12 protein-coding genes are annotated in these 11,923 nt (G+C 32.4%); all 12 read right to left on the bottom strand.

The genetic code is table 11. The annotated features are described in order from the left end of the window. Window positions 1–28: 28 nt before the first annotated feature. On the bottom strand, window positions 29–1,135 hold the full coding sequence (locus tag F777_RS0105865) for a glycosyltransferase (protein WP_026751222.1): 1,107 nt from the start codon (window positions 1,133–1,135) through the stop codon (window positions 29–31). Next, window positions 1,110–2,309 (bottom strand): hypothetical protein, encoded by a 1,200-nt coding sequence (locus F777_RS0105860; protein ID WP_152530869.1) that lies wholly within the window; start codon window positions 2,307–2,309, stop codon window positions 1,110–1,112. Before F777_RS0105860 ends, F777_RS0105865 begins: the two co-directional genes overlap by 26 nt. A 16-nt stretch (window positions 2,310–2,325) precedes the next feature. After that, window positions 2,326–3,312, bottom strand: a complete 987-nt coding sequence (locus tag F777_RS0105855; RefSeq protein ID WP_026751220.1) for a WaaS/CpsH family glycosyltransferase — start codon at window positions 3,310–3,312, stop codon at window positions 2,326–2,328. 6 nt (window positions 3,313–3,318) lie between these two features. Beyond that, window positions 3,319–4,467, bottom strand: coding sequence for an NAD-dependent epimerase/dehydratase family protein (locus F777_RS0105850; RefSeq protein WP_026751219.1), 1,149 nt, complete (start codon window positions 4,465–4,467; stop codon window positions 3,319–3,321). 12 nt (window positions 4,468–4,479) lie between these two features. After that, a complete protein-coding gene (locus tag F777_RS17195; RefSeq protein WP_152530867.1) occupies window positions 4,480–4,926 on the bottom strand; it encodes an acyltransferase in 447 nt (148 codons plus the stop codon). 127 nt (window positions 4,927–5,053) lie between these two features. After that, window positions 5,054–5,947, bottom strand: coding sequence for a phytanoyl-CoA dioxygenase family protein (locus F777_RS17190; RefSeq protein ID WP_051408461.1), 894 nt, complete (start codon window positions 5,945–5,947; stop codon window positions 5,054–5,056). Window positions 5,948–5,959: 12 nt separating this feature from the next. Beyond that, window positions 5,960–7,180 (bottom strand): polysaccharide biosynthesis protein, encoded by a 1,221-nt coding sequence (locus F777_RS0105835; protein WP_026751218.1) that lies wholly within the window; start codon window positions 7,178–7,180, stop codon window positions 5,960–5,962. Next, window positions 7,177–8,172, bottom strand: a complete 996-nt coding sequence (locus F777_RS17185) for an acyltransferase (protein ID WP_051408460.1) — start codon at window positions 8,170–8,172, stop codon at window positions 7,177–7,179. The genes F777_RS0105835 and F777_RS17185 overlap by 4 nt, the downstream gene beginning before the upstream one ends. Continuing rightward, window positions 8,156–9,499, bottom strand: coding sequence for a capsular polysaccharide export protein, LipB/KpsS family (locus F777_RS0105825; protein ID WP_026751217.1), 1,344 nt, complete (start codon window positions 9,497–9,499; stop codon window positions 8,156–8,158). The genes F777_RS17185 and F777_RS0105825 overlap by 17 nt, the downstream gene beginning before the upstream one ends. Continuing rightward, window positions 9,499–10,536, bottom strand: coding sequence for a pseudaminic acid synthase (pseI, locus tag F777_RS0105820; RefSeq protein ID WP_026751216.1), 1,038 nt, complete (start codon window positions 10,534–10,536; stop codon window positions 9,499–9,501). Before pseI ends, F777_RS0105825 begins: the two co-directional genes overlap by 1 nt. Window positions 10,537–10,548: 12 nt before the next feature. Further along, window positions 10,549–11,259 carry a PIG-L deacetylase family protein gene (locus F777_RS0105815; RefSeq protein WP_026751215.1) on the bottom strand — a complete coding sequence of 237 codons (711 nt, stop codon included), beginning with the start codon at window positions 11,257–11,259 and terminating at the stop codon, window positions 10,549–10,551. Further along, complete coding sequence (locus F777_RS0105810) at window positions 11,237–11,923, bottom strand: formyl transferase (protein WP_051408459.1); 687 nt, start codon at window positions 11,921–11,923, stop codon at window positions 11,237–11,239. Before F777_RS0105810 ends, F777_RS0105815 begins: the two co-directional genes overlap by 23 nt.

The following is an 11,923-nucleotide window of genomic DNA, read 5'->3' as shown; positions in this document are numbered from 1 at the left end:
ATTTGATTCTTACTTAAATAGGTATATGTTAATTTTGTCTAATTCCGCAAACTTCTTCATAGACTTTATAATGTTCATTTACCATACTATTCATTCCAAATCCTGCAACTTTTTTAAGATTAAGTTCTACATTAATACGCATAGCCTGTTCATTTGTTAAAAATTCTTTCATACGTTTTGACAATTCTATGAAATCCATATATGTGAACAAGCTATTTTCATCACCTACAAGCTCTTCAACACCAGGCACTCTAGTACCTAAGAATGGTTTTGCAGCATACATATTTTCCAATGTAACACCCGATAAACCTTCGAACTCGGTAGAGAGGATATTTAGATCAACTTGCGACATGATTGAACGGACATCCTTCCTGACGCCCAAAAAAAAGACCTGACCCTCTAAACCAAGTTCTTCAATCAACAGTTCTGCTTTCGTTCTTAAGGGACCCTCGCCGGCAAATAATAAACAAATATCTTTGTCTGATAATAAGCCAAGTGCCTTTATTACCGTAAGCTGATCTTTCCCCGGTTGAAACCTTGCAGTCATCAATACAAGCTTTTTATTGGGTAGAATTTTTAACTCATTACGTATAGGTGTCTTTACAATTTCATTCCAACTTGTTACTCCATTAGAAATGACCAACAAACTCTTAATGGATTTGAGATAATCCGACAATTTGAGCATTACCGATGAAGAAACACAAATTATCCTTTCAAACTGTCCATATACAACCTTATCCAGCATTCTAAAAACCAGCTTATTCATTCGGTTAGTTTTGGTTGTATGCTCCGTAACGATAATAGGGATTTTGATAAAACCCAGTAATTTCAAAAAAGCCAGATAATAAAGTGATGGAAATAAATGAGCGTGAACACATGAAAAGTCACTTTTCTTTATAAAGTGCACCATTTTTTTCATAATCGAAAAAAAATTGTACATCCCAGTTTCGGATAAATAATGAACTTTGATATGATTAGCTGCCAGAACTTCGAAATTTGAGCTATGTCCAGTGTTCTCTAATAATAACAATTCAAACTCAAATTGTTGGTTCTGCCTTACCTCTCTCAAAAAATCAACAAGCAACGACTCGGCTCCACCTTTTGAAAGGTTATTGATAATATACAAGACTTTCATTCTTATTTTCAAAAAATTTTGGGCCGTAAAAAGTTGAACACACAAATAACAAAAAGAAATTTCCCAAAAGCAACGGTTCGGACATGTTTCCTAATAAAATAATTAGGAACACAACAACCTTTTTTTTTGTAAAAACATGTTGCTTTAATAACGTGACATAGTAAATACCACCTAATATCAGCCCAGTTGAAGCAAATAACATAATGGTAGAATTTGTATTTCCACGCTCCCCTATCATATCGAAAACATTAACGGTGAAATCAGGTAAATCGCTTGATAAATAGGCACTCTGAATTTCTTTGTACACATTCATATCCATACCAATTCCTGTCATGGGAAAAATCCTAATAAGGTTTACGGCATTCAGCAAGTCATATGTTCTCATATCAAATGAAGCCACCCCATCTCCTTTTGTCTTTAACATCACGTTCTCATAAGCAAGAATAAAAATGACAGGAATGAGCAATAATAAAACCAATCGCCCCCATACTGACTTTCCGTGAAATAAATACTTCCAATAAAAGAATAAGATTTGTAAAACTAGTATAATGAACCCAGTTGTTGAAAATGTTGAGATAATTAACAATGCTGAAAGCCAGCGGTAGAACTTACTGTCGAATACGAAAACAGAAAGATAAAACAAAATGTTCAGGTAAATCTGCAGAATTCCCGGTTCCCAAAAAAACGATTGATTCCTAAACAATTCCAATGGCCCAAATGTAATAAGAGATTCGTAATTAAATATGAAGAGTAAAGTGTTTACATTAATTTCATTTTCATAGCGATAGGCTATCAGAATGAATAAAGGGGCAAGCACAAAGTTAATTACTGCATGCCACGATATGAATTTCATTACTCCGAATAGATGTCTTTGAATATCTTCTTTTTCATTCAAGAGGTACATAAGAAAAATATTCACCGATGTTATCCTGAGATACAGCTTTACATAAAACCATAAGTCATTGTAAAAAGGCACAATAATCCAATTGAGAGCCATGAATGCTCCTACTATTAACTGAGAAATTCCCAATCTGATCAATAAATCTCTATGAAATCCATGATTATATTTTACATACAATACACAGAGAAGTAAATAAAAAAGAGGACTGAGAATTGCACCAAACACAATATGCAATATCCCTCCACTGCTTAGGACAAGGAGAAATACTAACACTTTTATTATTAACCTTTTAAGATTCAGCTGGTACATTAAATATGTTATTCAGCCATGAGCTAAGCTTATATTGATCTAGACTAATTCTATTCCTATTGCTTCTTACAAAGTCAATGATTTCTTTTGGCTTAATATCATCCAATAATTTGAATGTGAAAATATAATCAGTGTTAAAAAAAGGCTCTTTCGTTATATTGAAGTTAGTGGTCATTAACTTTTTGCCGGAACCAAGTGCTTCAAATGTGCGCATGGTTAGTCCGCTTTGTTTGGGACTGTGGATATCTATAATCGTATTTGTCCTGGAATAAATATCCTTAATCTGTTGTAAAGAAATTGGTCTGAAATGGATCTTATTGAAATTAATAACCTTACCCCTTATTACGAGACTCATGTAAGTAAAGAAAGGAAGGTACATAAACAGATGGACATTCAAACCTATCTTATCACATTTATATTTGAAGTCGGTAAGCCAGTAGTATCGCTCTAGGGTTACACCACCAATAAATGTAATATCATAATCATATGATTTATCCAGATGCTGAGAAGAAAGACTGTCATCATAGAATAATGGAAGATATTTTAACTTCTCTTGATTTAGTTGAATAACATCAATACTATCAAAAGAATAACAATGATCAAAATATTGCAAAATATTTTCATACCTATAATTAGCTAAGGAATCCCATTGATACAAATAAAATTTAGCCAACTTATATTTGGTTCTCAGGTCCTTCCAGAAACAATTTGAGAATCCTTCTCCTTTTACAACAAAGACCCTGTCAAATTCCACAACTTTAATGTCTCCGAGCAAATCTTTACTCTTGTTGATACAGTACTTAGAGAGATACAATGGGAAAAATGACTTTAGAAAGAAGTAAACTATGTCACGAGAGAAATCAGGTACAAACGTAACGATATACCCTGATTCTTCTAATTGGTGTATAATTTTTTTATGATAGTCGTGAAATATCGGCCCAATAAAAAGGATGTTCTTATCACTCATAGATACCTATTTCATTAATCCCTTTTCTCTCAGTTCCTCAAGAGATCTTTCATAACTTTCGGATGAGGAACTTACCGGTCTTTGAATCTTTACCCAACTTGCAAATTTTCTGATTCCTTCCTCAAAATTGATTTTCGGAGTAAACCCAAGAACCTTTTTGATTTTTGTAATATCAGCATAGTTGTGCCGTATGTCACCAAGTCTGAATTCACCAGTAATAATCATCTCTGTTTTTCTATTATAACAGTCCATTAATGTATTAGCTACCCTAATGACGCTTATAGGCTCTCCATACCCAATATTGAACACCTCATTAAAAATATTGGCTTCCATCCCCATAATAGTAGCATCCGTTACATCGTCAATATATACAAAGTCTCTACTCTCTAATCCATCCTCAAATATTCTGATTGTACTCCCACTATTTATTAGTGAAGAGAATATTGCCAATATTCCAGTGTAAGGATTAATCAGCGACTGGCCTGGTCCATATACATTTTGATAACGAAATGCTACACAAGAGATCCCAATTGACTTGCAAACAGTAAGAGCCATTTGCTCTTGATTAAATTTAGTTACAGCATATAATGATTCCGTATTAATTGCTGAATCCTCATCAGTTGCACAAAGACTCAAAGGAGAATTGACCCCGTTATATTTAACATCAAAATCTCCGGCTTCTAACTGCTGAGGTGACCTAGATAAAGGAAAAACAAATTTCCCGAGCTCAGCAGAATAATATTTGCCTTCACCGTAGATAGACCTTGAAGATGCAATAATAAACTTCTCAACTTCATTTTTGTGATTAACTATGTAGTCTAACAATTTAGCTGTGCCAATCGAATTTATTTCAACATACTTTGCAATCTGATACATTGACTGACCTGTTCCAGTTTCTGCAGCTAAGTGAATCACATAGTTCACCCCACTCATTGCGGTCGCAATATCTTTGTCATTAATAACTGATCCGAGTATGAACTCACATTTATTCTTTATTGTTCCATACAGGAAGGACGTAACCTCAGGATTAGCACCATGAATCTGAGGCGACAAATTATCTAAAATCCTTACTCTATAACCTTTAGCAAGAAGCTTAAGTGCCAAATTCGAACCAATAAATCCAGCACCGCCGGTTATCAAAACTAATTTTCCCATACTCTTTATAAATTAAATTTTTTCCCAGATTTGAAGTTCCAAATTATATCTCTTTATCACTCTTGCTGGTATTCCAACTGCTATGCTATAATCCGGAATATCTTTAGTTACCACACTGTTAGAACCAATAATACAATGCCTGCCAATTCTTGAGCCCAGAACCACTACATTTTCTCCAAGCCAACTATTATCTCCAATATAAACCTTCTGAATCGCTTTCAAATCCTGAAGCATTATTGGCACTTGAACATTCGTGTATCCATGAAGGCAATCAGAAATATAGACCTTATCAGCTATAAGAACACTTTCTCCAATAATAATTTCACGATAAGCATATATATGACTGAAATGTCCTATCGTTGAGCTGGAACCAATCTTAAGCACCCCGTTATTATCATGAACCTGAAGCCATCCGCCTGAATTTATACGTACATAATCACCAAAGTACATTCCCTTCATGTTAATAAATTTTAGAGGTTTAATAATCCTTAATTTATCACCATGTTCCTTAAAAAAATACTTTAGTACGTTCCCCCAAAAAATTCCGGAAAAAGATTCGTAAAGTCTAAATATATTCAATGCGTTCTTATTTCTGTTGAACTATAAGTCTGTTAATATAAGGATCTAAACCCATTCTCTCAACATTGTTGCTTTTCACAGGCTCGTATTTTTCCACAAATAATGGAAGGTATGAATACTGAATCTGAAGTAATAATCTTCTGCCGTTTGAAGGTAGTTGCCCCTTATGTATGCCATACGTGTCCTCAATAAAACCATAACCTTTCGGATAAACAAGTGTCAATATCTCTTCATCCCCATACTGATCTATTACCTCCTGATCACTAAACCTCTTAAGCTGAGCAAGTTTGTTAGACTTATGCGATCCTTTTACATAGATATGCGGCCCACTGTCTTCCGTAACATCTGTTAAATAGATAAACATTTTCAAAAACTTATAGTCATCCATATCTCGATGAAAGAACTGAGCTTCCTTGGCAGACTGTCTGCCACTAAACGACCACCAACAATTTATATTAGATATGGTTGGTTTAGCTCCAAAATAACTCGTAACAACATTCAAAATCTTTGAATCATTTGCAATCATCAGAACCTCTTCAAAATTTGACAAGTCTGTTCGGGTATAATGTGCTAGCTGAGTTTCATCGTCTGGGTTATTTAAATCTACAATTGGATGACCTGACCTATTCGTATCATAGCTTTTTAACTTACTGAGCTTTTCAAATATTGAAGTGATTTTATCGTTAGAAATGACTAGTCCAAGATTAGAGAATCCATATTGTTTGAGGTCATCGGCTATTTCATTTTCGGTTCGATTAATATTGAGATACTCGATTCCTTCGTTTCGACTTCCAATAGGAAGAAAAATTTTGACAATCCCAGACAATAAATTTCTTATTTGAACATTGTAAAAATTACGCTGGATAACGAAACCTGCTTTTTTAAATATTCTGGTTAGCATGTCTATAAGTTTTTAAGAAGTAAAAAAAATAATAGCTATTGTATAGAAAAAAAAAGAGGCTGCAATGCTTTCAATTACTAAAAATCCAACAATTTTGGTTCTAAAGAAAGCAATATACAACATCAAAAGAATAATATAAGAAAGTACCGAAACGATACTTCCAACGAGAATCTGTTTAAATTTCTTTGCTGCATTAAAAAATATAATGGCAGGACTACTTAGATTCAGAAGTATAACACAAGGAATTATTGCATAAATAAGATATACTGAATCAAGATGCTTTGGGAAAAAATAGGAAACTAGCACCTTCGCTAGAAGTAATGTAAATAAAGTTACTCCTAAAAAATAAATAAACAATAATAGAAATTGACGTTTCAACGATAAGATCACTTCTTCTTTCAAATTCATTTCAAATTTCTCAATTATAGAAGGAAAAAAGAGGTTACTTACAGCTACTGGAAATACACTTACCAATGATATGAATAGTGTCACCAAAAAGGTTTTACCCAGAAAAATCGTCCCTAAACTAATTGTAATAACCCATCTCCCTAATTGGGTATTTAGATAATTCAAGGCCGTAGTAAGGTATGGGATGAATCCAAGTGCAATGACTTTCAAAATAATTTTTTTGAAACTTTTTAAATTATATACTGGTCGTAAAGATGGAACAGCAATATATATAACAAGTATTAAAATTATAGGCTGAAGAATAATACCTAAAAAAACTGCCAAAAGACCAAAATAAAATGCAAACCCAGTAACAATAAACGATACAATCGCAGATGCAAGTTGAGCCTTATTTAATAAGGCAATGTTCTTTATCCCTAATAATTTACAGGTTACCCAATTTGCATAAAGAGAAATAATTCCAATCACTATAAAAAAAAGAATAACCAACGTGTCTATTCCTGGTTTTAATAAAAGCTTTACAAAAAAACCTCCTATTATCAGTAAAATACTCAGCAGTATAAAAAACACTAAAACTGCAGAATTAACGCCATTAAGTACGAACTCTTTCTTATATGAAAACAGTCTGTATCCTCCTGTAACTACACCAAGTTGCAATAATGATATTGAAGTGACGATTGTCTGTGATAAAGTAACCAACCCTAACGCTTCAAGATCAAAAATTTTTAAGATAATAAAGCTTTTAAAAAAGCCAATTACACTAACAAGAAAGGTTATTACTATAAACTTTGATTTAGGATTGAAAATTAAGTCCAAAAATGTCATATCAGAATAATTGAACTAACTTTGAATAATTCTGCATTTGATTGATTAACCTCCAAAGTTTTGATTATAACTACATTAAAGTTACTTTTTATATTAGCTGGAAGGTTTATGAATTCATCAAGAATATGCTTATGTGAAAGGATAGTGTACACCTCAATGTTGAATTCTCCCTTATTAACACTTATTATCTCAGATTTAAGATTATTCACATATACTTCGAACTGCAATGATACATTGGCTATTCCTGATATTGTAACACCATTACAAAATTCCCTTGCGAGAAGATACACTGAAACGTCGTTCACTACTGCAATACCATCAGGCAATGTTTCTGCTAATTCAAACTGGCGATAGTCAATTCCCCTATAAAAAAATGGCCAATGTTCTGGTACGCTGCTGCTTAATCCGATGAATGAATTTGAAAAATCGATACGTTTTCCTATTTCTTTTGAGGGTGCTCCTGCACAGATGGTATAGGGATAAATATTCTTTGTAACAACTGAATTGGAGCCAATAATTGAACCTTTTCCTATATACACACCTGGCATAATGACTACTCCATGTCCTATCCAGCAATCATCTTCAATAATCACTTGAGAATTTAAACCGACTAACTTATCCTGCGCTTTGATTGGTAAAAACGGAGAATGATCATATGTATGCGAACCTGAGGAAACAAAAATATTGGATGCAAACAAGCAGTTTGAACCTATGGATACTTCACCGTAAATTTTACAATTATCATTAATGGAGGTATTGTTCCCAATAATTAGATGCTTATTCCATACATACAATTCAGAGTTATATCCGATGTAAAAATATGAGCCGATTTTGATTGTTCCAGTTCCAAAACTCTGAATCCTTGATGATTGCCTCACCTTTGATAATGCCCCCAATTCCAATTTTTTCCCAAGCGAAAATCTAATATAGAAAAGCCACAATTTCTCAAAATAGTTTGTGAAACGTCCGACTATTTTATTTAATAAGCTCATTTTCGATAGCTTTTCTAACCAATTCTATATTCGAATCAGAATACAAATCAGAATGAGGAAAAGGATTGCCCTTGTTTACATACTGTAGCATTTTTGCAACAAATATTTCGAAATTTTCCTGTTTATTAAACAACTTATTTCCTCGAAATAAATCGTATACTTCTTCAAAAGATTTACAATTATTTACGCCTTCAAAGGAATCATAAAAAATACGTCCTAAATTAATTACTTTTTTTCCTAAAGCAATTGCTTCAAACCCAGCGGTACTTCCTAAGGTAATCACCACAGTGCACTTATTAATTACTTGAACTGTTTTTTCTTCACCTCTAATAAACAGCAAATTTGGATACCTCTGCTTAATTTTCCTAAATCTTTTTTCCAATAACATCCCTAATTGCTGTGGATGTTCTTTGACAACGAGAAATTGATTTTGATTTAAACATTTTAATGCATTTTCAATTACAGTGACCTGATTGTCAAAAAAATAAGCCATGTAAAATAATAAAGCTTCGGGTTCAAAATGAAGCGGATAGAATATTAATTCCTTATCATTAAAATCATCGATATTATCATAAAAGTGACTATAAAAAAGTGAATTAGCGAATAACTTTAAATCTCTGAACTTAAGACTCAACGAACCACCTAAAATAACTTTTCGTTTTAATTTTGAGTTTGTGATAAAAATAATCATTTCAAGCAATAAGGATTTTACTAATTGAAATAATTTAAATATTGAAGTTCTTTTGCTTGTTTTTTCAACATAAAATGGTTTAATTAAACCATCTTTGATTCCATCAATAAACAATTGAGCTTCACTCAGTTCCTTTTCTGTTGGAATTATTTTATCTAGACTTTTCTTTAGTGAGTTATGAAATGGATTTTCTTGCCAATAAAATGTGTTTTTTTTGGGAAAACTCATCCACGACAAATATTTAATATTTAGTTTTTTTGCTTCAATCGCTAATACCTCTGCTAGTTCAATTGCTACAGTCTCATTAATTATATATTTAGGCTCAAAACGTTCTAATATACTTCGGACAAATGAAATTTCTTTTTTTAAAATTTGTTCACGTTCTAATAAGCTTAATCCTTTATAAAACCTATCACAGCCATAGGAATATTCTAAATAAGATTCTAATAAAAAGTTGGTGTTCAAGTATTCGAATTCTTCCTCAAAACAAAAAACATTATCGCCTCCATTCTTTAAAACATTCTTCTTCTCTTGAATAGTTTTTACAATATAAATTGAGTCGTATTTATCAGATTTTAATAACGGGAAAAAAAAAGATTGATAATCCCTTGCAAAAAAAAGAATTTTTGGCTTCATTAACTAATTGAGTTTTGATCTAACCTGGTACCCTTTTTGATATTTTCCAAAACTTTTTTACCTAATATTTCGTTATAATGTTTAGGGTGCAACCCAAATCCAGGTCTAATCGAACGCACATTTTTTTCAGTAACAATATCACCAGCATTCATATCTTCAACCACATATAAAGATCTTGAAAAATCTTTCCCTTTTAGTTGTTTTTCTGTCAAAGTATAATCAATTACCCCTATAGCATTTTCAGCTTCACGAACCGCTTTAACCATAGCTGTGAACTCTTCTTCATTCATAGAAAATGAAGCATCCGGACCACCAATTGATCTGTCCAAAATGAAATGCTTTTCAATTATTTTAGCACCAAAACAAGTAGCTACAACAGGAACAGTTACTCCCATGGTATGGTCTGACAAACCACTAATTACATTAAATCGTTCTGCTAAATCTTTTACCATAACCATATTTGCCTCATTAATGGGCGCAGGATAACTTGAAGTACACTTTAACAAAGCGATGTCATTGTTTCCCATCCTTCTACAAGCGTCTAAGGCTAATTCTATATCTTCCAATTCAGCAATTCCTGTAGATATAATGATTGGTTTTCCTTTGGATGCTACATATTCAATCAATGGAATATCTGTAATTTCAAAAGATGCAATTTTATAAGCAGGTACGTCTAATTTTTCTAAAAAGTCAACCGCAGTCTTATCAAAAGGAGTAGAGAAACAAACTATGCCTTCCGTCTTAGCTGCTTTCATTAACTCTTCATGCCATTCCCATGGTGTATATGCTTCCTGATATAATTTGTGTAAATTTTGACCATCCCAAATTGTACCTTTAATAATGAAATCATCATTATCACAATCAATTGTCATGGTATCAGCGGTATAAGTTTGCAACTTAATACAATTGGCTCCAGCTCTTTTGGCTGCTTTTATCGTATCAATGGCTGTTTCTAAGCTGCCATTATGATTAGCAGATAGTTCAGCTATTATAAAAACTGAGGAATTATCACTAATTTCTATATTATCTATTGTCATATAAAGGATAAATTAATTTATTGACCTAATTAAACAAAAAGCTTCTGCAAAATCTACTCCAACTGATACTCCCCATCTTTCCGCTTGAATTTTAAGGGCTCTAGGTGAACGAGGATGAGGATACTCCCGTCGTTCATATTCATAGCTCTCCATCCCTTTGATTTTAGCATCTAAATCATTTTCTGATACAGAGACAAAAATATTAGGTAAAAAATGTCTTGGATCAGTAGGTGACCTCCACTCTGTACCAGAAGGAGTTTCAAATGTTATAATTGTTTTAACGTTCTCTTCTACCATAGGTCTGCAAGAAGTGACTACAGCTTCAAAGGTTCTCTGATGATCGATATTAACATCACCTCCGTGATGTGTAAATATTACATCTGGTAAAAATTTTTCTTTTTCACTTTCAATAACTTTTATTATATCTAATAAAGCAATTGAATCAAAACGATTATCCGGGAAATCATAAATACTTGAACTATGATAACCAATAGATGATTGTGCTTTATTAATATTTTCACGATGAATTTTGAGCTCCTTTTCCCAAGTCTTAACATCTCTTTTTGGTGACCTAGAGGTTATCCCTTCTCCTAAAATAACAACATGCGTTTTAACATTGTATTCATTAATTAATTTATGAAGGGTAGCTCCCAAACCTAATAATTCATCATCAGGATGAGCCACAACAATCATTATTCTCTTATTTCTTAGAAATTCTAACATTTGCAGTTATAAAATTATTATTAGTATCAAAAATTGCATCTGTAAACTCGAATCGTAGATTAGAAAATTCAATAAACGCATTAGGATACCCTTCGCAATCTAACATTCTAATGTAGTCATATATTTTATCTAATTCCGATAGATTTGCAATGTCACTATCCTCCGGCCTTCGTCTTTTAAATTCTACTACATGGCCTATTTGAGGGGAGGGTGTACAATTGGTAAGGACAATTTCTCTAATCATATCTTCTATGATTGATGCCGATTTTTCAAATATCTCTTTCGCAGAACCTTCTAAATTTAAATCTCTTTTCAAATATACATCACCTGAATCAATACCTGACTGTACTTTAATTGCAGATATTTTTGTAGATTTAAAACCCCTTACGATTAAATTTTGTAGAGGACTACCTCCTCTTCCAAATGGCAAATCGGTCATATGAAAAACAATACATTCGAAATTATTAAATATTTCATCAGGTATTATATATGACCAATGTGGAATAAATATTTTATCTGGTTTGATATTATCTAATTCGGAAAATTTGAAGTTTGATTTTTCATCTATTAATACCCAATTACAATTTATAAATTCCCTTTGTAATCGATAAAATAACTCTTTATGCCATTTTTTTTCAGAGAGTATAATAAAATTTTTTTTCAC

Origin of the sequence: Sediminibacterium sp. C3, assembly GCF_000508085.1 — a bacterium.
Classification (GTDB): Bacteria; Bacteroidota; Bacteroidia; order Chitinophagales; family Chitinophagaceae; genus Sediminibacterium.
The sequence above is the reverse complement of the archived record's forward strand: the minus strand, read 5'-3'. Positions and strand labels throughout refer to the sequence as shown.

Excerpts from the sequence above, each read along its gene's own strand:
- F777_RS0105865 (WP_026751222.1), bottom strand. The coding sequence starts at position 1,135 with ATGAAAGTCTTGTATATTATCAATAACCTTTCAAAAGGTGGAGCCGAG.
- F777_RS0105825 (WP_026751217.1), bottom strand. The coding sequence starts at position 9,499 with ATGAAGCCAAAAATTCTTTTTTTTGCAAGGGATTATCAATCTTTTTTT.
- F777_RS0105835 (WP_026751218.1), bottom strand. The coding sequence starts at position 7,180 with ATGACATTTTTGGACTTAATTTTCAATCCTAAATCAAAGTTTATAGTA.
- F777_RS0105815 (WP_026751215.1), bottom strand. The coding sequence starts at position 11,259 with ATGTTAGAATTTCTAAGAAATAAGAGAATAATGATTGTTGTGGCTCAT.
- F777_RS0105855 (WP_026751220.1), bottom strand. The coding sequence starts at position 3,312 with ATGAGTGATAAGAACATCCTTTTTATTGGGCCGATATTTCACGACTAT.
- F777_RS17195 (WP_152530867.1), bottom strand. The coding sequence starts at position 4,926 with ATGAAGGGAATGTACTTTGGTGATTATGTACGTATAAATTCAGGCGGA.
- F777_RS17190 (WP_051408461.1), bottom strand. The coding sequence starts at position 5,947 with ATGCTAACCAGAATATTTAAAAAAGCAGGTTTCGTTATCCAGCGTAAT.
- pseI (WP_026751216.1), bottom strand. The coding sequence starts at position 10,536 with ATGACAATAGATAATATAGAAATTAGTGATAATTCCTCAGTTTTTATA.
- F777_RS17185 (WP_051408460.1), bottom strand. The coding sequence starts at position 8,172 with ATGAGCTTATTAAATAAAATAGTCGGACGTTTCACAAACTATTTTGAG.
- F777_RS0105850 (WP_026751219.1), bottom strand. The coding sequence starts at position 4,467 with ATGGGAAAATTAGTTTTGATAACCGGCGGTGCTGGATTTATTGGTTCG.